The 22,485-nt window shown below is 76.6% G+C and carries 20 protein-coding genes; 9 read left to right on the top strand and 11 right to left on the bottom strand.

Annotated elements, in window-relative coordinates:
• Positions 1 to 20: 20 nt before the first annotated feature.
• The 5 genes from ACU4ZT_RS06410 to ACU4ZT_RS06390 form a co-directional block, all read right to left on the bottom strand.
• The gene (locus ACU4ZT_RS06410; protein WP_063071204.1) at positions 21 to 1,160 is read right to left on the bottom strand and encodes a substrate-binding domain-containing protein; all 1,140 of its coding nucleotides are present in this window, start codon (positions 1,158 to 1,160) and stop codon (positions 21 to 23) included.
• A 306-nt stretch (positions 1,161 to 1,466) separates the two neighbouring features.
• On the bottom strand, positions 1,467 to 2,138 hold the full coding sequence (locus ACU4ZT_RS06405) for a response regulator transcription factor (RefSeq protein ID WP_414748098.1): 672 nt from the start codon (positions 2,136 to 2,138) through the stop codon (positions 1,467 to 1,469).
• Positions 2,135 to 3,466, bottom strand: a complete 1,332-nt coding sequence (locus ACU4ZT_RS06400; RefSeq protein ID WP_445338409.1) for a sensor histidine kinase — start codon at positions 3,464 to 3,466, stop codon at positions 2,135 to 2,137. The genes ACU4ZT_RS06405 and ACU4ZT_RS06400 overlap by 4 nt, the downstream gene beginning before the upstream one ends.
• A 39-nt stretch (positions 3,467 to 3,505) precedes the next feature.
• Positions 3,506 to 4,369, bottom strand: a complete 864-nt coding sequence (locus tag ACU4ZT_RS06395) for an ABC transporter permease (protein WP_445338407.1) — start codon at positions 4,367 to 4,369, stop codon at positions 3,506 to 3,508.
• Positions 4,366 to 5,289 carry an ABC transporter ATP-binding protein gene (locus ACU4ZT_RS06390; protein WP_445338405.1) on the bottom strand — a complete coding sequence of 308 codons (924 nt, stop codon included), beginning with the start codon at positions 5,287 to 5,289 and terminating at the stop codon, positions 4,366 to 4,368. The genes ACU4ZT_RS06395 and ACU4ZT_RS06390 overlap by 4 nt, the downstream gene beginning before the upstream one ends.
• A 130-nt stretch (positions 5,290 to 5,419) precedes the next feature.
• Between ACU4ZT_RS06390 and ACU4ZT_RS06385 the strand changes: the two genes are divergently transcribed.
• A complete protein-coding gene (locus ACU4ZT_RS06385; RefSeq protein WP_445338403.1) occupies positions 5,420 to 6,688 on the top strand; it encodes a DUF418 domain-containing protein in 1,269 nt (422 codons plus the stop codon).
• Here the strand turns inward: ACU4ZT_RS06385 and ACU4ZT_RS06380 are convergent.
• Together ACU4ZT_RS06380 and ACU4ZT_RS06375 are read right to left on the bottom strand one after the other, a co-directional pair.
• Positions 6,675 to 7,805 (bottom strand): SDR family oxidoreductase, encoded by a 1,131-nt coding sequence (locus ACU4ZT_RS06380; RefSeq protein WP_063071200.1) that lies wholly within the window; start codon positions 7,803 to 7,805, stop codon positions 6,675 to 6,677. The genes ACU4ZT_RS06385 and ACU4ZT_RS06380 overlap by 14 nt on opposite strands.
• A 67-nt stretch (positions 7,806 to 7,872) precedes the next feature.
• Positions 7,873 to 8,142 (bottom strand): hypothetical protein, encoded by a 270-nt coding sequence (locus tag ACU4ZT_RS06375; RefSeq protein WP_270979373.1) that lies wholly within the window; start codon positions 8,140 to 8,142, stop codon positions 7,873 to 7,875.
• A 104-nt stretch (positions 8,143 to 8,246) separates the two neighbouring features.
• Between ACU4ZT_RS06375 and ACU4ZT_RS06370 the strand changes: the two genes are divergently transcribed.
• From ACU4ZT_RS06370 to ACU4ZT_RS06335, 8 genes are all read left to right on the top strand, one after another.
• Positions 8,247 to 8,687 (top strand): iron chaperone, encoded by a 441-nt coding sequence (locus ACU4ZT_RS06370; protein ID WP_270979371.1) that lies wholly within the window; start codon positions 8,247 to 8,249, stop codon positions 8,685 to 8,687.
• A 99-nt stretch (positions 8,688 to 8,786) separates the two neighbouring features.
• On the top strand, positions 8,787 to 9,584 hold the full coding sequence (locus tag ACU4ZT_RS06365; protein ID WP_270979369.1) for an Ltp family lipoprotein: 798 nt from the start codon (positions 8,787 to 8,789) through the stop codon (positions 9,582 to 9,584).
• 127 nt (positions 9,585 to 9,711) lie between these two features.
• Positions 9,712 to 10,701, top strand: a complete 990-nt coding sequence (locus ACU4ZT_RS06360) for a ring-cleaving dioxygenase (RefSeq protein WP_270979368.1) — start codon at positions 9,712 to 9,714, stop codon at positions 10,699 to 10,701.
• Complete coding sequence (locus tag ACU4ZT_RS06355) at positions 10,698 to 11,321, top strand: alpha/beta hydrolase (RefSeq protein WP_063071196.1); 624 nt, start codon at positions 10,698 to 10,700, stop codon at positions 11,319 to 11,321. Before ACU4ZT_RS06360 ends, ACU4ZT_RS06355 begins: the two co-directional genes overlap by 4 nt.
• A 69-nt stretch (positions 11,322 to 11,390) precedes the next feature.
• A complete protein-coding gene (locus ACU4ZT_RS06350) occupies positions 11,391 to 12,914 on the top strand; it encodes a cation:proton antiporter (RefSeq protein WP_445338399.1) in 1,524 nt (507 codons plus the stop codon).
• A 176-nt stretch (positions 12,915 to 13,090) separates the two neighbouring features.
• Positions 13,091 to 13,876, top strand: a complete 786-nt coding sequence (mobA, locus tag ACU4ZT_RS06345; RefSeq protein ID WP_445338397.1) for a molybdenum cofactor guanylyltransferase — start codon at positions 13,091 to 13,093, stop codon at positions 13,874 to 13,876.
• Complete coding sequence (locus tag ACU4ZT_RS06340; RefSeq protein ID WP_217491910.1) at positions 13,866 to 14,294, top strand: DUF6457 domain-containing protein; 429 nt, start codon at positions 13,866 to 13,868, stop codon at positions 14,292 to 14,294. Before mobA ends, ACU4ZT_RS06340 begins: the two co-directional genes overlap by 11 nt.
• A complete protein-coding gene (locus ACU4ZT_RS06335; RefSeq protein ID WP_445338395.1) occupies positions 14,291 to 15,607 on the top strand; it encodes a molybdopterin molybdotransferase MoeA in 1,317 nt (438 codons plus the stop codon). Before ACU4ZT_RS06340 ends, ACU4ZT_RS06335 begins: the two co-directional genes overlap by 4 nt.
• Before the next feature lie 73 nt (positions 15,608 to 15,680).
• Here the strand turns inward: ACU4ZT_RS06335 and ACU4ZT_RS06330 are convergent, their stop codons facing one another.
• The 4 genes from ACU4ZT_RS06330 to nirD form a co-directional block, all read right to left on the bottom strand.
• On the bottom strand, positions 15,681 to 17,414 hold the full coding sequence (locus ACU4ZT_RS06330; RefSeq protein WP_414748104.1) for an FAD-dependent oxidoreductase: 1,734 nt from the start codon (positions 17,412 to 17,414) through the stop codon (positions 15,681 to 15,683).
• On the bottom strand, positions 17,407 to 19,530 hold the full coding sequence (locus ACU4ZT_RS06325) for a molybdopterin oxidoreductase family protein (protein ID WP_445338630.1): 2,124 nt from the start codon (positions 19,528 to 19,530) through the stop codon (positions 17,407 to 17,409). Before ACU4ZT_RS06325 ends, ACU4ZT_RS06330 begins: the two co-directional genes overlap by 8 nt.
• Before the next feature lie 92 nt (positions 19,531 to 19,622).
• Entirely contained in the window at positions 19,623 to 21,119 is a 1,497-nt protein-coding gene (locus ACU4ZT_RS06320) for an MFS transporter (protein WP_081235168.1), read from the bottom strand.
• 105 nt (positions 21,120 to 21,224) lie between these two features.
• Entirely contained in the window at positions 21,225 to 22,301 is a 1,077-nt protein-coding gene (gene nirD, locus ACU4ZT_RS06315; RefSeq protein WP_081235167.1) for a nitrite reductase small subunit NirD, read from the bottom strand.
• Positions 22,302 to 22,485: the final 184 nt, after the last annotated feature.

The raw sequence follows: 22,485 nt of genomic DNA, 5'->3' as shown, positions 1-22,485 counted from the left end.
CCCGTCGACCGCGGGTGGGACTACAGGCCGACGTCGGAAGCCTTGAGGAAGCCGGAGTCGACGAGCGTCTTCTGCACGTCGTCCTTCACGACCACCTGCGGGTCGAGGAGGAACGACGGGACGACCTTCTTGCCGTTGTCGTACGACTTCGTGTCGTTGACGGTGACCTCGTCGCCCTTCACGATCTCGCCGATCATCTTCTGGACCTGGTCGCCGAGCGCCCGGGTGTCCTTCCAGACGGTCATGGACTGCTTGTCCTGGAGGATCGCCTGCACGTTGGCCTTGTCGGCGTCCTGGCCGGTGATGACGGGCCAGTCGGCGCCGGGCGCGTAGCCGGCGCTCGAGAGCGACGCCTCGATGCCGAGCGCGAGGCTGTCGTTGGGCGAGAGGACGACCTGGACCTTCTGGCCGCCCGTGTAGAACGACTGCAGGCGGTTGTCCATCTCGGCCTGCGCGTCGTCGGATCCCCAGCCGAGGATGCCGATGGACTGCCAGTCGGCGCTCGTGGCCGGCGACTTGCCCGAGGGGACGGTCAGCTTGCCCTCCGCGACGTAGGGCTGGAGGACGTCCCAGGCGCCGCCGAAGAAGAAGCCGGCGTTGTTGTCGTCGGGGCTGCCCGCGAAGGGCTCCATGGTGATGGGGCCGGCGGCGCTGTCGAGGTCGAGCTGCTCCTTGATGAACTCGCCCTGGAGCTGGCCCACCTTGTAGTTGTCGAAGGTGGCGTAGTAGTCGACGGCCTCGGTGCCGTTGATGAGGCGGTCGTAGGCGATGACCGTGACGCCCTGGCTCTTCGCGTCCTCGAGGGCAGGTCCCAGCGTCTTGCCGTCGACGGCCGCGACCACGAGGATCTTGGCGCCGCCGGCGACCTGGTTCTGGATCTGGCTGATCTGCGCGTCGGTCTTGTTGTCGGCGTACTGGAGGTCGACCTTGCAGTCGTCGCCCTCGAGCTTCGACTTGAGGCCCTCGCCGTCGTTGATCCAGCGCTCGAGGCTGCGGGTGGGCATCGAGATGCCCACGTTGCACTCGGTGCCGCCGGCCGCGTCGCCGCCCCCGGAGCCGGTGTTCGTGGCGCCCTGCGGCGCGCACGCGGTGAGGCCGGCGGCGACGCCGGCGAGGAGGAGGAGGGAGCTGATCTGTCGTGCGTTACGTCCGGATGCCATGTCGGCGGGTCCTCTCGGGTGGCCCGTCCGGGGGCGAGGTGCACCGGGCCGTCGCGTCGTCGCGAGGGGCCGTGGTGGTGCGCCGACGCGTCCTCGGGTCGGGTGCTGCTGCGGTGTGGTGGTGTGCTGGGGGCGGTGCGGGCGACGGCGGGCGGATCGGCGCGTGGGCGGGGATCTGAGCGTTCGTCGTCGGTCAGAACATATCCATTTCCGCAGCCGGGGACACTGCTTCCCGGAGACGTTATCCAAGCGTTACCGCCCTGTCCCGCGGTCGGGGGCCCGGCCGGACGCCGGCGGCGGACGGCCTCAGCCCCGCGCGGACCCCGTCGCCGACGGCAGCAGCCCGAGCTCCATCGCGAGCGTGACCGCGCGCGTCCGGTCGCCGACGCCGAGCTTCTCGAAGACGTGCAGCAGGTGCGTCTTCACGGTGGCCGGGGTCACGTGCAGCTCGAGGGCGATGCGCGCGTTCGTGCGGCCGGCCGCGACGAGCGCGAGCACCTGGGTCTCGCGCGGGCTGAGGGTCGGGGCCGGGGCGGCGGGGGCGGCCGGACGCGCCACCTGCCGCACGAGCCGCGCCGCGAGGGCGGGCGCGAGAGCGACGTCGCCCCGGGCCACCGCGCGGACGCCCGCGAGGATCTCCTCCTCGGGCGCGGCCTTCAGCAGGTAGCCGCTCGCGCCCGCCTCGATGGCGGTGAGGATGCTCGCGTCGGTCTCGTAGGTCGTGAGGACGAGGACGCGCACGTCGGGCGCCTCCTCGCGGATCCGGGCGGTCGCGCCGACGCCGTCGAGGCCGGGCATGCGGAGGTCCATGAGCACCACGTCGGGGCGCTCGGAGACGGCGAGCGCGATCGCCGCATCGCCGTCGGGCGCCTGGCCGACGACCTCGATGCCGTCGGCGGACGCGAGCAGGGCGGCGAGGCCCGCGCGCACCACGGGGTGGTCGTCGACGACGGCGACGCGGATCCGCGGGCCGGTCATGCGCGCGCCGCCCCGGTGGCGGCGGGTGCGGACTCGGGTGCGGCGGCGGGTGCGGCGCCGGGTGCGGCGCCGGTGGGGGCAGCCGGTGCGCGCTGGGCGGGCGGAGCGGCCGGCGTCATGGCATCCGCCGGGGCGTCCGCCGGGGCCGCCGCCGCGTGGGCCGGGATCCGCGCCGTGAGGACCGTCCCCCGGGGCCCGCTCGCGACGTCGAGGCGCCCGGCCGCGGCATCCAGCCGGCGCCGCATGCCGGCGAGCCCGTAGCCGTCGGAGGCCCGCGCCGCGTCGAACCCGCGGCCGTCGTCGCGGACCACGAGCACCAGGTCGGCGCCGTCACGGGCGAGCCCGAGCTCCACCGCGGTGGCGCCCGCGTGGCGACGCACGTTGGCGAGCCCCTCCTGGGCGCAGCGGAGGAGGACGACCTCGGCGTCGCGGTCGACGGGATCCGCGCCCGCGTCGGCCCGGACCGCCACCGGGGTGCCCGTCTCGCGCTCGAGGCGCGCGCCCATCCGGCGGAGCGCCGCCGCGAGGCCGTCCGTCAGCTCGACGGGTGCGGTGGCGGCGACGATGGCGCGCGTCTGGGTGAGGGCGTCGCGCGCGCTGTCCTCGAGGAGCGCGAGCGTCGCCTCCACCGCGGAGGGGTCGGCGCCGCGGAGCTCCCGCCGGCCGCGCTGGGCGAGCATCACGACGCCCGTGAGGTCCTGCGCGACCGTGTCGTGGATGTCGGCCGACAGCCGCTCCCGCTCGCGGGCGGTCCCCGCCTCACGACCGAGCTCCTCGACCTGCGCCTGCGCCGCCCGGAGCCCCTCCAGGAGCTGCAGGCGCTCGCGGCTGAGGTCGGCGATCCGCGTGATCCAGAGCCCGAGCGCGATGGTGCCGCCGAGGCTGAGCCCCTGCGACAGGGCCATGGTCGGGAGGGCGCCCGGCAGGTCGCCGAAGCCGACCACGAAGCCCACGGCGATGGATGCGGTGAGCACGAGGGTCCCGATGACGGCGTCGCGCACCCGGTCGAGGAGCAGCCACACGAGCGGGCACAGCACGCACTGGACGACGGCGAACGTCGACAGGCTCGCGACGCCCCAGGTGGCGGCCGGGATGACGAGCGCGAGGAAGACGACCGCCGACGGCTCCGGGGGCAGCCGCGCCTCCGTGGCAGACGCCGCCGCGGCGGCCTCGAGCGCACGACGGCCCACCAGGAGGTACAGGGCGATCATGGCCGCGATCGCGCCCCACGCGCCCCACCCGACGTCCCCGCGCTGGCCGAGGGCGAGCAGGACCAGCACCGCCATGGCCACCGCGTAGGCGAGGTGGACGGTGCGGACCGGGATCATGCCCTGAGCCTGCCATCCCGCCGTGCGCTCGCGCACCGCTCAGGAGTCCCGTCGGATCCAGCGGAAGGTCGCGACGGCGGCGATCGTGCCGCCGACCAGCCAGATCGCGAGGACCCCCGCGACGCCCGCGAGGTCCCAGGTGCCGCCGCGCTCGACGGAGGCGAGCGCGTCCGGCAGGAACACGGCGCGCATGCCCTGCGCCATCCACTTCAGCGGCAGGAAGGCCGCGACGTCCTGCAACCAGGTCGGCAGCATCGTGAACGTCAGGTACACGCCGCTGATGAACTGCAGCACGAGCACGATGGGCGTGATGACCGCCGTGGCCGACGCGCCGGAGCGCGGGATGCGGCTGAGCGCGATGCCGAGCACGGCCGACGACGTGATCCCGAGCGCGTAGACCCACGCGAAGGTGGCCCAGCGGCCGGCGTCGGTCGGCAGCTCCACGCCGAAGGCGAACCGGGCGACGAGGAGCAGCACGACCATCTGGAGCAGCGAGGTGACGACGACCTGCCCGGCCTTGCCGATGAAGTACGAGAGCACCGGGAGCGGGGATCCGGCGAGCCGCTTGAGCGTCCCGTCGCTGCGCTCCATCGCGATGTCGACCGCGAGGTTCTGCACGCCCGAGAGGAGGATGCCCGCCGCGATCATGCCCGGCAGGTAGTAGGCCGCGGCGCTCACGCCGCCCGAGCCGTCGGGCGCCGTGCCGAGGTTGCCGGACGAGCCGAAGGCGACCGAGAAGATCGACAGCATGATGACCGGGAACAGGAACGTGAAGATGATCGTGTCGGTCTGCCGGAAGTAGCGGCGCACCTCGTAGCGGATCCGGTGGAGCCCGAGCGGGAGGACGCCGGGCAGGGCGAGGGCGCGGTCCGCGGCGAGACGCGCGGGGCGGACGGCGGTCATGCCGCCACCTCCTCGGCGGCGGACGCGGCGGCTGCGGCGGTCGGTGCGCCCGTCGCCGGGGCGCCGGCCTCGGCGAGCAGCCCGAGGTACACGTCCTCGAGGCTCGGGCGGACGATGCGCAGGTCGCGCGGCTCCCCGCCCGGGGTGGCCGCGGCGAGGCGCGCCACGGTCGCGGCGGGCTCCCGCGTGCGCTCCTCGTGCGGTCCGTCGTCGTCGCGCCAGAGGACCCGCGGGATCCGCGCCTCCTCTCCCCCGATCTCGTCGAGCCGGCCGATGGCCACCAGCTCGCCGCCCGCGATCACCGCGGCCCGGTCGCCGAGCTGCGCGGCCTCGTCGAGGTAGTGGGTGGTGAGGAGGATCGTGGTGCCCTCGGCCTTGAGCTCGCGCACGAGGTCCCAGAAGCGGTGCCGGGCCTCGGGGTCGAAGCCGGTCGTCGGCTCGTCGAGGAACAGCAGCTCGGGGCGGCCGATGATCCCGAGGGCCACGTCCACGCGCCGCCGCTGGCCGCCCGAGAGCGAGCGCAGCAGGGTGCCGGCCTTCTCGGTGAGGCCGACGGCCGCGATGGTCGCGTCGACGTCGCGTGGCCGCGGGTACATGCGGGCGAAGTGCGCGACCTGCTCGCGGACGGTCATGGCGCCGCTCTCCGAGCTCGACTGGAGCACCATGCCGATGCGGGCGCGCCAGGCGCGGCCGCCGGTCGCGGGGTCCACGCCGAGCACGCGCGCGGATCCACCGCTGCGGAGCCGGTACCCCTCGAGGATCTCGATGGTCGTCGACTTCCCGGCGCCGTTCGGCCCGAGGAGCGCGAACGTCTCGCCGCGGTGGATGTCGAAGGTGACGCCCCGGAGGGCGGTGGTCGTGCCGTAGGACTTGGCGAGGTCGCGCACGCTCACGTGCTCCTCGACGGCTGCTGTGGTCATGGGTCCAGCGTGGCGGCCGAGCGGCCGGAGGGGAACGGCCGAGCGGTCGATCCACGGCATCGGCCGATCGGTGGATGCCGCCCCGCCCGCGACGGTGGCGGCCGCGGCGCGCGGCGGGCAGGCTGGTCGGGTGACCACGATCCCCGGCTCCCCCGCGCCCGCGCCGACGCCCGCGCCCCCGCCCGCCGCCTACGCCGCGCCCACCGCCGCGTCGGAGCGGAGCCCGGCGCCCGACCTCCTCCGCGGGATGGCGCTCCTCGGCATCGCGCTCGCGAACTCCGTGTACTTCATCGCCGGCCGCCCGACCGGGCCGCTCGCGCGTCCGACGGACGGCACCGCGCTCGACCACGTGGCCGACGTGCTGGTCGGCACGTTCGTCGACAACCGCGCGTTCCCGCTGTTCACGATGCTCTTCGCCTACGGCTTCACCGTGATCCTCCGCCGGCAGGCCGCGGCGGGCGTCGACGGACCGCGCGCCCGGCGTCTGCTGCTGCGCCGGAGCCTCTGGCTCATGGTGTTCGGGGCGCTGCACGTGGTGCTGCTCTTCGAGGGCGACATCCTGCTGTCGTACGGGATCCTCGGGCTCGCCCTCGCCGCCCTGTACCGCGCGAGCGATCGCGTCTTCCGCGTGCTCGTGTGGGCGCCCGCGATCGCGTTCCTCGCCCTCGCGGGAGCGGACGGCCTCGCGGGCGGTGACGCAGCGGGCTCGCTCTTCGGCGGCGACGGCTCGTTCCTCGGCGACCTCGCGAGCCGCTCCGTCACGCTGGCCGCGCTGCTCGTCGCCACGCCCCTGACGGTGGGCACGCTCGTGCCGCTCGCGGCCGTCGGGATCCTGCTCGGCCGCCGCCGCGTGCTCGAGGAGCCGGGCGCGCACCTGCCGCTCCTCCGGCGTCTCGCGCTCGTGGGGATGCCCGTCAGCGTGCTCGGCGCGCTGCCGCTGGTGCTCGGGACCGTGGGCGCGCTCGACGCGGATCCCGTGACGCTGTACCTGCTCGGCGTGCTGCACGGGGCCACGGGCGTCGCGGGCGCGCTCGGGCTGCTCGGCGTCGTGGGGTGGGCCGTCGCGGTGCGGGCCCGTCGCGCGGATGCGGCGCCCGGTCCGGTGCTCGGGGCGCTGATCGCGGTGGGCCGCCGCTCGATGACCTGCTACCTGCTGCAGTCGGTGCTCTTCGCGATCCTGCTCGAGCCGTGGGCGCTCGGCCTCGGCGTGGGCGCGGGGACGGCGCGCATCGCCCTCGTCGCGATCGGGGTGTGGCTCGTCACGGTCGCGGTGGCCGTGGCGCTCGAGCGGCGCGGGATCGCGGGCCCGGCCGAGCGGGCGATCCGCCGCCTCTCCTACGGACGCCCGCCGGCCCGACCGACGGCGGCCGGACCGAGAGCGGCGGTCAGCGCGGGATGAGCCCCTCCGTGCGGTAGCGCTCGAAGAGCCCCAGGAAGCTGTCGAGCGTGCGGTGGTGCGTGTGGAACCCGGCGAGCCGGCTCGCGCTGATGTCGGTGACGACCTCGATGTCGCGGCCGAGGTCGGCGTCGGTGTGCCACCAGGACGCGATGCGGTCCAGATCCGACTCCGCGAGCCCGGCCTCGCGGGCGATGCGCGCCCACTCGTCCTCGTAGCCCGCCATCTGCTGCTCGAGGGGGCGCGGCGCGTCCTGGAAGCCGACGGGCTCGACGCCGAACCACGCGGCGAGGCGCGGCCACATCCAGCGCCAGCGGAACACGTCGCCGTTGACGACGTTGAACGCCGCGTCGCGGCCAGCCTCGTCGGTGGCCGCCCAGATCATCTGGTCGGCGAGGACGGTGGCGTCGGTGACGTCCGTGAGCCCGTTCCACTGGGTCTCGCTGCCCGGGAAGACGAACGGCAGGCCGAGGTCACGGCAGATGGAGCCGTACACCGCAAGGGTCAGCCCCATGTTCATCTGGTTGCCGACCGCGTGCCCGATGACGGTGTGCGAGCGGTGCACCGACCACGCGAAGCCCTGGCGGGAGGCGGCCGCGAACAGCTCGTCCTCCTGCGCGTAGTAGAAGTTCGGGGCGTCGAGGCGCGGCTCGTCCTCGTGGAACGGGGTGTCGGGCATCGCGCCCTGGCCGTACGCCTCGAACGGGCCCAGGTAGTGCTTGAGACCGGTGACGAGCGCGGCGTGCTCGACGGGCGCGCCGTCGAGGGCGGCGAGGAGGTCGCGGACCATGCCGCCGTTGACGGCGATGTTCTCCTGCTCCGTCGCCTGGCGCGACCAGGCCGTGAAGAACACGTGGGTCGGCTTCTCGGGCGCGAGCGCGCGGCGGAGGTCGTCGGCGGAGCGGAGGTCGGCGCTGATCCAGCGGACGCCCGGGCGGTCGGCGCCGGCGCGGCGGCTGAGGGCGAGGACGTCCCAGCCCTCGGCGGTGAGCTGGTCGACCAGCGCGGATCCGCTGATGCCGGTGGCGCCGACCACGAGGGCCGTGCGGCCGGTGCCGTCGGAGCGGGGGGACGCGGCGGGGGCGGACGTGCGGGCGGGGGTCTCTCGGATCTCGGTCATCCCCTGCCCCAACGACGGGGAGCCGCCCGGGCATTCCGGGCGGCTCCTCGCGGGCGTGTCGGTCGGATCAGGCGGGGTGCGGCCCGTCGACGTCGGCGTCGGCCTCGCCGGCGACGCCGTCGCGGCCGGTGGAGGTCGCCTGCGTGGCGGCGGGATCGGCCGGTCCGTCGCCGAGTCCGGCGTCCTCGGTGCGGCGCGCGAGGTCGGCGGCCATGGCGTCGGATCCGCTGTCGCGGTGGTCGTAGGCGACCTGCTCCGCGAGCCCGGCGCGCTTCTCGTCCGCCGTGGCCTCGCCGGCGCCGTCCATGATGGGCTGGTCCTGCTCGTGGGTGCTCATGGGACGACGGTACGCCGTCCGGCCGGGGTGCAGATCCGCCGGGCGCTTGTCGGCTCCCCCGGCACCTGTCACGCTCCAGGCACACCACCAGGCAGGGAGCGGACATGACCGACACCGGATTCTCGAAGGACGAGCGCGACGCGATGAAGCAGCGCGCCCGCGAGCTGCGCGAGGAGGCCAAGGCGCAGAAGGCCGCCGACAAGCAGGCGGCCGCGCTCCAGGGCGTGCTCGACGCGTTCGCCGCGATGCCGCCCGAGGAGCGCGCCATCGCCGAGTGGCTGCACGCGCTCGTGCTCGCGCACGCGCCGGGCCTCGCCCCCAAGACCTGGTACGGCTTCCCGGCCTACGCCGACGCGGACGGCAAGCCCGTCGTGTTCTTCCAGCCGGGATCGAAGTTCGGCACCCGGTACTCCACGCTCGGGTTCCAGGATCCGGCGCGGCTCGACGAGGGCACCATGTGGCCGACCTCGTACGCGCTCACCGCGGTGGATCCCGCGAACGAGGAGCGCGTGGCGGAGCTGGTGCGGCGGGCCGTCGGGGGGTGAGGCGGCTCCCCGATCGGGGCTGCCGTGTCGTCGGCCCCCGTCCGGGGAGCACGCGAACTGGGGGAGGTACATGCATCTGCATGATGTGAAGCTCGACCCATGAGCACCCCCGAGCAGCCTGGGTACCCGTCCCAGGACCCGAACGACGCCCGACCCGCCGGCCCCTCCGGCCCGCCCGTCCCCGGCGGGACCACCACCCTGGCCCCTCCGCCCCCGTACGGCGCGCAGCCGAAGGGCCTCGCCGTCGCCGCGCTGGTCGTCGGGATCGTCGCGTTCCTGTCGGGGCTCGTCCCCGTCGGCGGCCTGATCCTCGGTGCGGCGGCCGTCGTGCTCGGGATCCTCGCCCTGCGCCGCGCGCAGAGCAAGGGGTTCGCGATAACCGGGCTCTCCCTCGGCGCCGTCGCGGCGGTCACGTCGCTCATCGTCACCATCACCTTCGCCGCCGCGCTCGGCACCGTGAGCTCCTCCGTGGAGCGGGCGGCCGTCGAGGCGACGGCCGAGGCGGAGGCCGCTCCCGCGCCGACCCCCGAGGTGACCGAGCCGACCGTCGAGGAGACCTCCGCCGCGGCCGAGCCCGCGGCGCCGGCCGTCCCCGTCGAGAGCGCCACCGCGCTGATCAAGGCGGAGACGTACGCGAACAGCCTCGACATGAGCAAGGCCGGCCTCTACGACCAGCTCACGAGCGAGTACGGCGAGAAGTTCACGCCCGAGGCGGCGCAGTACGCCGTCGACAACATCCAGGCCGATTGGAACGCCAACGCGCTCGCGAAGGCGAAGACCTACCGCGAGATGGCCGCCATGTCCCCGGCCGCCATCCGCGACCAGCTCACGAGCGAGTACGGCGAGAAGTTCACGGCCGAGGAGGCCGACTACGCGATCGCCCACCTCGACGACTGACGAGGAGCGACGGACGAGGGGAGGTGGCGCGCGCCACCTCCCCTCCTGCGTCCCCGGCGGGAATGATCCGCCACCCCATGCGTTTGCATGGACATGGCCCGACCGGGCCGCGCGGAAGGAGCGCCTCATGACCGCCAGCACCCAGGGACTGCATCACGTGACCGCCATCGGCGGCGACCCGCAGCGGAACGTGGACTTCTACGTGCGCGCCATGGGGCTCCGGCTCGTCAAGCGCACCGTCAACTTCGACAGTCCGGGCAGCTACCACCTCTACTACGGCGACGCCGAGGGCCGGCCCGGATCCCTCCTCACCTTCTTCCCGTGGAAGGGCGTGCCGGCGGGCCGCGTCGGCGCGGGCCAGTCGACGACGACCGCGTTCTCCGTGCCGGCCGGCAGCCTCGGCTGGTGGACCGAGCACCTGCGCCGGGTCGGCGTCGCCTCGTCGATCTCGTCGACCGGATCCGCGGAGGAGCGCCTCTCCCTCCGCGACCCCGACGGCCTGCAGCTCGACCTCGTCGCGTCCTCCGTCGACGACCCGCGCGACCCGTGGGACTCCGCCGACGTGCCCGCCGAGCACGCGATCCGCGGCCAGCACTCCTCCGTGCTCACCGTGCGTTATCCGGCGGGCACCGCGTCCGTCCTCACCGACGACCTCGGGCTCCGGCTCGTGGACGAGCGCGACGGCCGCTTCCGCTTCGCCGCGGGCGACGGCGGACCGGGCGCGATCGTCGACGTGGTCGCCGACCCGGGCGTGCAGCAGGGCCTGACCGCGGGCGGCACCGTGCACCACGTGGCGTTCCGCGTGCCCGACCGCGCCCGCCAGCAGGCATGGCGCGACGAGCTGGTGGACCGCGGGCACCAGGTGACGCAGATCCTCGACCGGCAGTACTTCACGTCCATCTACTTCCGCGAGCCCGGCGGCGTGCTGTTCGAGATCGCGACGGACACCCCCGGCTTCGACATCGACGAGCCGCTGCTCGAGCTCGGCCGCAGCCTCCGCCTGCCGCCGTGGCTGGAGCCGAGCCGCGCCGACATCGAGGCCGCGGTGCCGCCGCTGCGCCTGCCCGACGAGTCGGCCGTCTCGCCCGACGCGCCCGACGCCGGCTCCGTCGCGTGAGCGCGCTCCTCGACCGCACCCCGCACCTCGTCCAGCCCGGCGCGGTCGACGGCCCGGTGATCCTCGGGCTCCACGGCACGGGCGCCGACGAGCGGCAGGGCATCGAGCTCGCGCGGCTCGTGGCGCCCGGTCAGCCGGTGCTGGCACCGCGCGGGAGCGTGCGCGAGGGATCCGCCGCCCGCTGGTTCAGCCGGCACGCCGAGGGCGTCTTCGACGTGGACGACGTGGTGGCGCGCGCGGCCGAGCTGGCCGACCTGGTCGCCGCGGCGCGGTCGGCCTACGCTCTCGAGGGGCGCGCGATCCTCGCCGTCGGGTTCTCGAACGGGGCGAACATGGCGCTGGCGACCACCTTGCTGCATCCGGCGGTCCTGCCGGAGACCCTCGCGTTCTCGGCGCGCTGGCCCCTCGGCGACCGGGAGCCGGCCGCGGACCTCTCGGGTGCGCGCATCACGCTGCTCAACGGCGACGCCGATCCGATGGCGCCGCTCGCCGACGTGGAGCGCGCGGTGCGCGAGGCCGCGGCCCGCGGGGCCGATGCCGTCTCGCGCGTGCGACCCGGCGGCCACGGGCTCGACGCACGGGACCTCGAGGCGGCCCGCGGACGGATCCGCCCCGCCTGACCGGCCCGTCGCGCCCCCAGCGCACGACCTCCCCTCCCGCTCTCCCGCTCTCCCGATCGGACGCCGCGCATGCCCGAGATCATCGCCTGGGTCGTCTCCTTCGTCGTCGTCACGGTGGCGGTGTCCGGCATCGCCGGGCGTGCGGGCTGGTCGGCGCCCGTCGCGCTCGTGGCGGTGGGCGCCGTCGCGTCGTTCGTGCCGGGCGTGCCGCAGGTCGAGATCGAGCCGGACGCCGTGCTCTACGGGCTGCTGCCGCCGCTGCTGTTCGCCGCCGCGATCCGCACGCCGCTGGCGGACATCCGGGCGCGGCGCGACAGCATCGCGGTGCTCTCGGTGGGCGTGGTGGTGGTCACGCTGCTCGTGTTCGGGCTCGCGCTCTGGGCGCTCGTGCCCGCGGTGGGGCTCGCCGCGGCGCTCGCCCTCGGCGCGGTCGTGGCGCCCACCGACGCGGTCGCGGTGTCGGCGGTCGCCGGGCGCGTGCGGCTCCCCCGACGCGTCATGTCCATCCTCGAGACCGAGAGCCTCCTCAACGACGCGACGGCGCTGGTCGCGCTCAACACGGCCATCGCGGCGATCGTCGGCGTCGTGCACCCGGTGGACGTCGCGGGCGGGTTCGCGGTGGCCGTGCTGCTCGGCATCGCGGTGGGGCTCGCGGTCGCCTTCCTCTTCTCCGCGGTGCGCCGGTTCCTCCGGTCGGCCGTGCTCGACACGAGCCTGTCGCTCGCGATCCCCTACGTGGCGTTCATCCCCGCGCAGGAGCTCGGCGGATCCGGCGTGCTCGCGGTCGTCGCCGCCGGCCTCGTGCTCGGGTACCGCGCGCCGCTCATCCAGTCCCCCGAAGCCCGGATCGCGGAGTCGGTGAACTGGCGGACGATCCAGTTCCTGCTGGAGAACGCGGTCTTCCTCCTCATCGGGCTGAGCCTCGCCGGGATCGTGCGGGGGCTGCCGGAGTCGAGCCTCGACGGCTGGAGCATCGCCGGGCTGTCGGTGCTGCTGCTCGCGGTGCTCACGGCCGCGCGCTTCGCGTCGGTGGCGCTCGCCAAGGTGCTCTTCGACCACGGGCCGGCCCGGCTCCGCGCCCGCTCCTGGAACTGGCGGACCGTGACGGCCGTGTCGTCGGCCGGCGTGCGCGGCGTGGTGACGCTGGCCGCCGCGTTCCTCCTCCCCGAGGAGACGCCCGAGCGCGAGCTGCTGCAGTTCCTCGCCTTCGTGATGGTGGCGGGGACGCTCGTGGGCGGGCTCGCGCTGCCGGCGCTCATCCGCCGCCTCCGGCTCGGCCACTCCGCCGACGACCAGGAGCGCTCCGACCGCGACCGCCTGCTCGACGAGGCGCGCGCCGCCGGCCTCGCGGCGCGCGACCGAGCGCTCGCGGACGGGAACGACGGACCGGGCGACGAGGCGCTGCCCGAGACCACCGCCGAGCGGCTGACGCACGATCGCGTCCGGCGCCGCATGATCGACGCCGAGCGCACCGCGGTCCTCGATGCGCGACGCGCGGGCCGCTACCCGGAGGTCGCCGTGCGCGCCGTGCTCGGGATGATCGACGCGGAGGACGTGGCGCTCGGGCGGCGCGAGGCGGACGACGCGCGCTGAGCGGATGGCCGGCGCCTCTCGTCCTCCCCGATGCCTCTCGTCGTCCCCGGCGCCGTGAGAGGTCGCGGCAACACCGCGACGCGCCCGCCCGCAACGCGCCGGAAACGCCGGGGGGCTAGCGTCGGCGGGGAACCCGATGAGCGCCCGCATCCCGGGCGCGGCAGGCCGGAGGACCCGTGAGCGCAGGAGCGACCGACGTGCGCGCCGTGCCCGCGCGCCAGGATCGACCGGCGCACCCCGATCGCCCCGCGTGCCCCGCTCGCGGCGAGCCCGGCGCGACGGGTGCCCGCCGGGCGGCCGACACGGCGGCGGTGATCCTCGCGGGCGGCCGGGCGCGGCGGCTCGGCGGCATCGACAAGACCGCGCTCGTCCGCGGCGACGACGGCGCGTCGCTCCTCGCGGAGGCGGTGCGCGCCGCGGCCGGGTGCGCGGGCGTCGTCGTCGTCGGGGCGGGCAACCGCCCGGGCGGGGTGACGGACGCTCATCGCCGGGCGGCCGGATCCGCGCGGCTCGTCGACGAGGACCCCGCGCACGGCGGACCCGCATCGGCCCTCGCCGCCGGGGTCCGCGCGCTCGCGCACGCGGCGCCGACCGCGTGGATCCTCGTGCTCGCCGCGGACCTCGCCCGCGCCCCCGAGGCGGTCGCCGCCCTCCTGCCGCTCCGGCACGACGCCGCGCACGCCGACGGCCGCGACGCGATCCTCGCCCGCGATCCCGGCGGACGCGCCCAGCCGCTCCTCGCCCTCTACCGCGCGGCGCCCCTCCGGGCCGCCCTCGACGCGGTCGACGCGCACGGCGGCCTGCACGGCGCGCCGCTCCGGCGCGTCGTCGCGGCGCTCGACGCCGACCGCGTCGCCTACGCCGACCTCCCCGCGCGGCTCTGCGCCGACGTGGACACGCCCGCCGACGCGGACGCCCACGGGCTCCGCCTCCCCGACGACAGGATCACCGATGCCCGCTGACGTCTCCCCCGCCGCCGCGATGCCCGGCCCGACCGCGCCCGGCCCGACCCCGCCCGCCGCGCCCACGGACCCCGCGGTGCTCGACCACTGGGTCCACCGGGTCGCCGCGCTCCTCGAGCTGCCCGCGCAGGACGTCGACGTCGCCCTCGTCCTCGACCTCGCGCGCGACGCGGCGCACGGCGTCGCCCGGCCGGCCGCTCCCCTCACGACGTTCCTGCTGGGGCTCGCCGTCGGGCGCGCGGGCGGCGACGCGGCGGACGCGCGGCGGCTGGCGGCGGAGATCACGGCCGAGATCGACCACCTGCGGGATCCCGTCGGCCCGCTCGCCGCCGACGGCAGCGCGGGGGGCGGCGACGACCTCCTGCGCGCCGACCAGGCGGCGGCCGAGCCCGACTCCGACGTGGGCGGGCGGGCGTGACCCCCGCCGGCCCGACGACGCGTGCGGCGGCCACCGCGACGACCGCTCCGGCGACCGTCGACGCAGGAGCCGCCCGCGCGGCCGAGACCGCGCCCGCCCCGCCCGCCGCGCTCCGCGACGCGACCTGGGACGACGCCCGCGCCGCGGCGCACCTGCTCGGCGAGCGCATGCGCCGCCGCCTCCCCGTCGCGGCCGATCCGGTCGCGCTCGACGCCGCCGGGGGACGGATCCTCGCCGCCGACCTCCGCGCCCGCGTCGACCTGCCCGGCACGGCGGTCTCCGCGATGGACGGCTGGGCCGTCGGATCCACCGGACACGGGCCGTGGCGCGTCGGCGCGCCCGTGCTCGCCGGCCACGCACCCACCGGCATCGCCCTCGGCCCGGGCGAGGCTCGGCCCATCGCGACCGGCGCGCCCGTGCCGCCGTCCACCGCGGGCGTCCTCCGGAGCGAGCACGGCGACGTCACGGACGGCGTGCTCCGCGTCAACGCGCTGGCGCCCACGGGCGGCGCGCGGGCCGGCGCGGAGATCCGGCCCGCGGGCGAGGAGGCCGGGCGCGGCGACGTGCTGCTCCGTTCGGGCACGCGCCTGACGGCGGTGCGGCTCGGGCTCGCGGCCGCCGCGGGCCACGACCTGCTGCCGGTGCGCGCGCCCGCCGCGACCGACGTGATCCACCTCGGCGACGAGGTCGTCGCGCACGGCGTGCCCGCGCCCGGCCGCGTCCGCGACGCCGTCGGCCCGGCGCTCCCCGGCCTGCTCGGGGCGTGCGGCCTCGCCGTCGGATCCTCGACCCGCGTCCCCGACGACGCCCGCGCCACGCGCGACGCCATCGGCCGCGCCACCGCGCCGCTCGTGCTGACCACGGGCGGCAGCTCCCGCGGCCCCGCCGACCACGTGCGCGCCGCCCTCGACGGCCTCGGCGCGCGCCTCCTGGTCGACGCCGTCCGCATGCGCCCGGGGCACCCCGTGATGCTCGCCGAGCTCCCGGACGGACGGGCCGTCCTCTGCCTGCCCGGCAACCCGCTCGCCGCGGTCGCGTGCCTCCTGTCGTTCGCCCCGCCGCTCGTCGACGGCCTCGCAGGCCGGGCCGTCCCCGCGCTGGCCGGGTGGACCGCGGGGGCCGACCTGCCGGGCGGCGGATCCCGCACCCGGCTCGTCGCGTGCGCCTTCGACGCCGACGGCCGGCTCGTGCCCGTCGCCGCGCAGGGGCCGGGCATGCTGCGCGGGCTCGCCGCGGCCGACGCGCTGGCCGTCGTGCCGTCGGCGGGCGCGCGATCCGGGGACGCCGTGCGGGCGATCCCGCTGCCCGGCTGACCCGCGGCGCGGCTGACCCGCGGCGCGGCGCGCGTGCCCGCGGCCCGCGCGACGCGCCGCGCGCCCCGCTCCCCTACAGCAGCGCCGCCGCCCGGCCGCCCGCGGAGGCGAGGACCTCCTGGATCCGCCCGCGGCACGTGCCGCACCCGGTGCCCGCGCGCGTGCACGCGCCGATCTCCTCGACCGTGGCGGCACCGCCCGCGGCGGCCTCCGCGATGGTCCCCGCGGTCACGCCGTTGCACCAGCACACGGTCGCGTCGGGCGCGAGCGGATCCCCGGTGGGCAGGGCCCCGGCGTCGGCCGCATCGAGGCGGAGGAGCACGGAGCGGTCGGCCGGCAGCTCGCCGCGGCGCTCGAACAGGAGCGTGAGCTCGGCACCCGCGCGCGGCATGCCGACGCTGACGAAGCCCACGAGGATCCCGTCGCGCGTCACGGTCTTGACGTACGCGCCGCGGGCGGGGTCGGTCCACACGGCCACCTCGCGCGGGGCGGGGCCCGCGTCGGCGTCGAGCTCCTCGGTGTCGCAGGTCGCGGCGTGCGCGCGGCCCGGCCGGCGGCGTCGCCGGGGCGGGTCGTCCCACGGCTCCGCGGTCACGTCGCCGCCCGCGACCACGTCGACGCCCTCGGCCTTGAGCATCACGACGGGCGGACGCCCGTCATCGGCACCGAGGCCGGGCGGGGCATCGGGCACGACCGGCGCGCTGCCTCCCGCGGATCCCGCCGCGTGCCCGTGCCGGGCCTCCGCCTCGGCCGCGAGCAGCCCCGCGAGCGCGTCGGCCTGCCGCCAGCCCGGCCCGATGAGGCCGGACGGCCCGCCGGGGACCTGTCCGTCGGGCCGCGCGGATCCCGGCGCCGCGACGTGCGCGCAGTCCCCGATCGCGAACACGGCCGGGTCGGTCCAGCTGCGGAGGTCGGCGCCCACGAGCACGCCGCGCCCCACCGCGAGGCCCGCCGCGGACGCGAGCTCGTCGCGCGCCGTGACGCCGCAGGACAGCACGAGGAGGTCGCCGTCGATGCGCCCGCCGTCCGCGAGCAGGAGCGCCTGGAAGCGCTCGTCGTCGGTGCCGCGGTCGTGCAGCAGCACGCCCTCGGCCCGGGCGTGCGCCGCCATCGCGACGCCCGCCGCGTCGGCCGCGTGGCTGAGCGTGCGGCCGCCGCCGCGATCGAGGTTGCGCGCCATGGGTACGTCGCCGTGATGCACGGCGACGACGTCCGCGCCCTGCTCGGCCGCGGCGAGCGCCAGCTCCATGCCGAGCACGCCCGCGCCGAGCACGACGATGCGCCGCCCGGCCCGGACGGCCGCCAGCACGATGCGCGCATCCCGCAGGTCGCGGAGCGCGACCACGCCCGCCGGGAGCGGACGCCGTCCGTGATCGAGCGCGTCGGGATCCCGCGGGGCGTCGCCGCGCGCATGCCGGGACGCCTCGAGCCCGTCCATCGGCGGCACGTGCGCGCGGGCGCCCGTCGCCAGCACGAGCCGGTCGTAGGGCAGCACCTGGCCGGTGTGCAGCGTCGCGATCCGGTGCCCGCGATCGATCCCGACCACCGCGCCGTGCCGCAGCACGCGCACGCCCGCCGCCTCGGCCGCGGCCGTGTCGGCCACCTCGAGGCGCTCCCGGTCGGCGCGCCCCACGGCGTGCTCCGCGACGAGCACGCGGTTGTAGGGGTCGTCCTCCTCGGCGCCCACGACCACGACGTCGAGGATCCCGGCCCGCACCGCCGGCAGGAGCCCCTCGACGAGACGCGCCGCGACGGGCCCGTGGCCGACGACCAGCACGCGGATCGCGCCGTCCCCCGCCTCAGCCACGCGCAGCCCCCGCGTCCGTCGCCAGCGCGCGCACGGTCACGGCCGTGCGCTTGAACTCGGGCATGGCCGAGACGGGATCCACGTCGGCGGCCGTCAGCAGGTTCGCGCACTCGGATCCCGCGTAGTGGAAGGGCAGGAACACCGTGTCGTGCCGGATCCCCGCGGTCACCTCCGCGACGGCCCGCACCTCGCCGCGCGCGTTCTGGACCGCGACGGGCGCGCCGTGCACGATCCCGAGCCGCACCGCCGTCACCGGGTGGATCTGCAGCCGCGCCACGGGCTGCGCGTCCTGCAGCTCGGGCACCCGCCGGGTCTGCGCGCCCGACTGGTAGTGCTCGAGCAGCCGCCCGGTGACGAGCGTGAGCGCGCCGCCGACGGGCGCCGGATCCCCCGCGGTCACGTCGCGGGGGCTCACCGCGACGAGCCGCGCGCGTCCGTCCGGGTGCGCGAACCGGTCGGCGAATAGGCGCGGCGTGCCCGTGGATCCGGCCGGGTACGGCCAGAACGCCTCCACGGCGTCGTCGTCGAGGAGCGCGTGGCTGAGCCCGGAGTAGTCGGCGATGCCGCCCGCCGACGCCCGCGCGAGCTCGTCGAACACGACGGCGGGGTCGGTGGGCCAGGCGGAGGGCGCGTCGAGCCGCCGCGCCAGCTCGGCCAGCACCTCCAGCTCGCTGCGCACCTCCGGCGGCGGGGCGAGGGCGCGGCGGCGTCGGATCACGCGTCCCTCGAGCGAGGTCGTGGTGCCCTCCTCCTCGGCCCACTGCGTGACGGGCAGCACCACGTCGGCGAGCGCCGCGGTCTCGGAGAGCACGAGGTCGCACACGACGAGCAGGTCGAGGCGCGCGAGGCCGCGGCGCACGGCGGTGACGTCGGGCGCGGAGACGACGACGTTGGATCCGTGCACGAGCAGGCAGCGGATCCCGCCGGGCTCCCCCAGCTCGCCGAGCAGCTCGACCGCCGGCACGCCGGGCCCCGGGATGGTCGCGGGGTCCACGCCCCACACGGCGGCGACGTGCGCGCGGGCCGCGGGGTCGGCGATCCGCCGGTAGCCGGGCAGCTGGTCGCACTTCTGGCCGTGCTCGCGTCCGCCCTGCCCGTTGCCCTGGCCGGTGAGGGTGCCGTAGCCGGATCCGGGCCGACCGGGCAGCCCGAGCAGCAGCGCGAGGTCGATGGCGGCGGTCGCGGTGTCGGTGCCGTCCACGTGCTGCTCGACGCCGCGGCCGGTGAGGATGAAGGTGCCGCGGCCGTCCGCGAGCCGCCGGGCCACCCGGCGCAGCTCCGCGACCGGCACGCCCGTCACCTGCTGCACGCGCTCCGGCCACCACGCGTTGGCGCTCCGGCGCACGGCGTCGAGGCCCGTGGTGCGCGCGGCGACGTACGCGTCGTCGGCGAGGCCCTCCGCGAGCACGACGTGGATCAGCCCGAGCAGCAGCACGAGGTCGGTCCCGGGCGCGGGCTGCAGGTGGATCCCCTGCCCGTCGTCGGCGAGGTGCGCGGTGGCCGAGCGGCGCGGATCCACCACGACGAGCCCGCCCGCGGCCCGCGCCCCGCCGAGGTGCCCGATGAACGGCGGCATGGTGGCGGCGACGTTGGAGCCGAGCAGCAGGATCGTGGCCGCGCCGTCGAGGTCGGCGACGGGGAACGGCAGCCCGCGGTCGACGCCGAACGCGCGGTTGCCGGCGGCCGCCGCGGACGACATGCAGAACCGGCCGTTGTAGTCGATGCGGGAGGTGCCGAGGGCGATGCGCGCGAACTTCCCGAGCTGGTAGGCCTTCTCGTTGGTGAGGCCGCCGCCGCCGAAGACGCCCACCGAGTCGGCGCCGAAGCGCGCGCGGCTGTCGCGGAGCCGATCGGCGACGAGGTCGAGCGCCTCGTCCCACGTCGCGCGGACGAGCCCGCCCGACGCGTCCCGCACGAGCGGATGCGTGAGCCGGCCCGCCGCCGTGAGCACCTCGGCGCTGGTCCAGCCCTTGCGGCAGAGGCCGCCGCGGTTCGTCGGGAAGTCGCGGCCCGCGACCTCGAGCACGGGTGCGGGCGCGGCGGGCGACCCGGGTGCGGGCGACGCGGGTGCGGGCGACGCCGCCGGCACCGGCACCGGCACCGGCACCATCGTCATCGCGCACTGGAGGGCGCAGTACGGGCAGTGCCCGCGCGTGCCCGCGGGCGCGCCGCCGACCGCGCCGGGCCCCGCCTCGGCGACCGCCGGCATCAGACGCGCGCGCCGGCGGCGGTCCCGCGGCGGATCCCGCCCGCCCGCAGGTAGACGAGCCCGGTCACCGCGAGCATCACCGCGTACGCCACGACGAAGCCGCCGAGACCCGTCGTGTACCCGCCCGTCTCCGTCTTCGAGAGGCTGAGCACCTGCGGGATGATGAAGCCGCCGTACGCGCCGAGGCCGGAGATGAGGCCGAGCGCCGCCGCCGTCTTCCGCTGCGTGCCCACGTCGCCGGATCCGCGGCCGGCGCGCGCCGTGCCGGAGCGGAGGGCGAACACCGCCGGGATCATGCGGTAGGTCGCGCCGTTGCCCATGCCGCTCGCCGTGAAGAGCACGAGGAACAGCGCGAGGAAGAGCGGGAAGCTGCCCATCGGCAGGGTGGCGATGACCGCGACGACCGCGAGGCCCATCACCACGAACGCGCCCATGGTCACCGCGGCGCCGCCGTGCCGGTCGGCGAGGCGGCCGCCGATCGGCCGGGCGATGGATCCCATGAGCGAGCCGAGGAACGCGAGCGACAGCGTCGCCGAGCCCACCGCGAAGGTCGACAGCTCGGGGAACTCGTCGGAGATGAGCTTCGGGAACACGCCCGCGAAGCCGATGAACGAGCCGAAGGTGCCCACGTAGAGGAACGCGAGGATCCACAGGTGCGGCTCTCGGAGCGCCGCGAGCGACGCCGTGAGGTCGGCCTTCGCGTGCGAGAGGTTGTCCATGCGCCGCCAGGCGCCGAACGCGGCGACGAGGATGAGCGGCACCCAGACCCAGCCGGCGAGCGGGAGGTCGAGCGTCGCGGCCGCGCCCACCGTGATCACGAGCGGCACCACGAGCTGCGCCACCGACGCCCCGAGGTTGCCGCCCGCGGCGTTGAGGCCGAGCGCCCAGCCCTTGCGGCTCTGCGGGTAGAAGTAGGTGATGTTCGACATGGAGCTCGCGAAGTTGCCGCCGCCGAACCCGGCGAGCGCGGCCACGAGGAGCAGCACGCCGAAGGGCGTCTGCGGGTTCCCGACGCACACGGCGAGCGCGATCGTCGGGATGAGCAGCAGGAGGGCCGAGATGACGGTCCAGTTGCGGCCGCCGAAGCGCGGCACCATGAAGGTGTAGGGGAAGCGGAGGGTCGCGCCGACGAGGCTCGGCATCGAGATGAGCCAGAACACCTGGCCCGTGGACAGGTCGAAGCCGGCGGCCGGCAGCTGGACCACGACGATCGACCACAGCTGCCAGACGACGAAGCCGAGGAACTCGGCGAGGATCGACCAGCGCAGGTTGCGGGCGGCGATGCGGGATCCGCCGCCGGCCCACTGCGCCTGGTCCTCCGGGTCCCAGCCGTCGATGACGGCGCCGTCGCGGAAGGTGAGGCCGGGGGCCTGGGCTCCGTGCGCGTCGACGGTGCGGGCGGAGGGCGACCCGGCACCTGGCGCGGCGGCCGGGGCGACGGGCTGCTCGGGAGCGGGCGCGGTGCGCCCGGTCGCGGGCGGGAGGAGTTCGGTCATGGCGGGTCTCCTGGTCGTGGTCGAGCGGGACGGGCATGGCGGATCGTGGTCGGGTGGCGGCGGGTGGGCGCCGATGCGCGGCGGGCGCCGTCGGCCGGGCGCGGGTCAGCGCACGGGCACCGCCGCCGACGCGTGCAGCTCGACGACGATGTCGACGAGCTCGGCGGGCGGCGCCTCGCCGTCGACGAGGAGCGGGGCGCTCGTCGCGTCCCCTCCCGCGCGCTCGGCGAGGGTGGCGAAGTAGCCGGGGGCGAGGAGGTAGGTGGCCACGACGACGCGGGATCCCGGGTGGGCGTCCCGCTCCGCGCGGACGGCCGCGGGCACGCGCGGTCGCGCCGCCGAGATGAACGACGTGACGACCTCGCGGCCGAGCTCGGACGCGAGCATGCCGCCCACGGCGTGGCAGTCGGCGACGGCGCCCGCGTCGCTGGATCCGGCGGCCGCGAGCACGACGCGGTCGCCGTCCCGCAGCCCGGCCTCCCGGAGACGGCGGGCGAGCACGGTCGCGAGCCGCGGATCCGGCCCGAGCGCGCCCGTGACGCGAACCTCCCGCGGCGCGGCGTCGGCGGCGGCCTCGGCGAGGTCGACGTGCACGTGGTACCCGGCGCTCAGGAGGAGCGGCACGACGACGACCGCGCGGGACGGGTCGTCGAGCAGGTCCATGGCGGCGGGCACGTCGGGCTGCTGCACGTCGACGTGCGCGTCCACGACGCGGAGGTCGGGCCGGGCCTCGCGCACGGCCTGCACGAGCGCGGTCACCGCGCGGCGGCCGGCCGGATCCGAGGTGCCGTGCGACGCCGCGACGAGCGCCGCCGAGCGGGCCACCTCCACGACGCCGTCGCGCACGCGGCTGCGCCACACAGGCAGCCGCAGCGCGGGCGTCGTGAGGCACTCCCCCGTGTCGAGGTCGAAGACGTCCTTGTGCAGCGGCGAGGCGATGGTGGTGCGGGTGCCGCGGGAACCGACGATGCCGCGCGCCATCACGAAGGCCCCGGTCGCCGGATCCGCGTGGTCGACGGCCCGCACGCTCCCGTCCGGCAGGCGGAGGAGCGCGACCTGCTCGCCGCCGACGAGCGCGGCCTCGCCCCAGAGCGGCTCCAGCTGGTCGAGCCGGCAGACGGCGGTCCAGGGGCCCGTCGACGTCGCGCCCGCGTCGGACGCGGCGACCTCCGTCATGGTCATGCGGTCTCCTCGCGGTCGGTGCCGGGTGGTGCGGTGTATACGGCCCGGCACGGATCCGGGCGGCTCGTGTCGGCCACGCTAGGGACGCGGTGTTTCGGTCTCCGACCGTCGCCGTGACGGCGGCGTAACGAAGACCTCTCGGCCGTCCGGCATCGGCGTGAGGCGCGCGTCACACGGCGTGACA

The organism is Clavibacter davisi, from assembly GCF_052751415.1.
Note: the sequence above shows the minus strand (reverse complement) of the source record. Positions and strands in the feature narration are given on the sequence as shown.

What these genes read in the sequence shown, in the direction of transcription:
- ACU4ZT_RS06410 (WP_063071204.1), bottom strand. Translation starts at nt 1,160, where the DNA reads ATGGCATCCGGACGTAACGCACGACAGATCAGCTCCCTCCTCCTCCTC.
- ACU4ZT_RS06405 (WP_414748098.1), bottom strand. Translation starts at nt 2,138, where the DNA reads ATGACCGGCCCGCGGATCCGCGTCGCCGTCGTCGACGACCACCCCGTG.
- ACU4ZT_RS06400 (WP_445338409.1), bottom strand. Translation starts at nt 3,466, where the DNA reads ATGATCCCGGTCCGCACCGTCCACCTCGCCTACGCGGTGGCCATGGCG.
- ACU4ZT_RS06395 (WP_445338407.1), bottom strand. Translation starts at nt 4,369, where the DNA reads ATGACCGCCGTCCGCCCCGCGCGTCTCGCCGCGGACCGCGCCCTCGCC.
- ACU4ZT_RS06390 (WP_445338405.1), bottom strand. Translation starts at nt 5,289, where the DNA reads ATGACCACAGCAGCCGTCGAGGAGCACGTGAGCGTGCGCGACCTCGCC.
- ACU4ZT_RS06380 (WP_063071200.1), bottom strand. Translation starts at nt 7,805, where the DNA reads ATGACCGAGATCCGAGAGACCCCCGCCCGCACGTCCGCCCCCGCCGCG.
- ACU4ZT_RS06375 (WP_270979373.1), bottom strand. Translation starts at nt 8,142, where the DNA reads ATGAGCACCCACGAGCAGGACCAGCCCATCATGGACGGCGCCGGCGAG.
- ACU4ZT_RS06370 (WP_270979371.1), top strand. Translation starts at nt 8,247, where the DNA reads ATGACCGACACCGGATTCTCGAAGGACGAGCGCGACGCGATGAAGCAG.
- ACU4ZT_RS06365 (WP_270979369.1), top strand. Translation starts at nt 8,787, where the DNA reads ATGAGCACCCCCGAGCAGCCTGGGTACCCGTCCCAGGACCCGAACGAC.
- ACU4ZT_RS06360 (WP_270979368.1), top strand. Translation starts at nt 9,712, where the DNA reads ATGACCGCCAGCACCCAGGGACTGCATCACGTGACCGCCATCGGCGGC.
- ACU4ZT_RS06350 (WP_445338399.1), top strand. Translation starts at nt 11,391, where the DNA reads ATGCCCGAGATCATCGCCTGGGTCGTCTCCTTCGTCGTCGTCACGGTG.
- ACU4ZT_RS06340 (WP_217491910.1), top strand. Translation starts at nt 13,866, where the DNA reads ATGCCCGCTGACGTCTCCCCCGCCGCCGCGATGCCCGGCCCGACCGCG.
- ACU4ZT_RS06325 (WP_445338630.1), bottom strand. Translation starts at nt 19,530, where the DNA reads ATGACGATGGTGCCGGTGCCGGTGCCGGTGCCGGCGGCGTCGCCCGCA.
- ACU4ZT_RS06320 (WP_081235168.1), bottom strand. Translation starts at nt 21,119, where the DNA reads ATGACCGAACTCCTCCCGCCCGCGACCGGGCGCACCGCGCCCGCTCCC.
- nirD (WP_081235167.1), bottom strand. Translation starts at nt 22,301, where the DNA reads ATGACCATGACGGAGGTCGCCGCGTCCGACGCGGGCGCGACGTCGACG.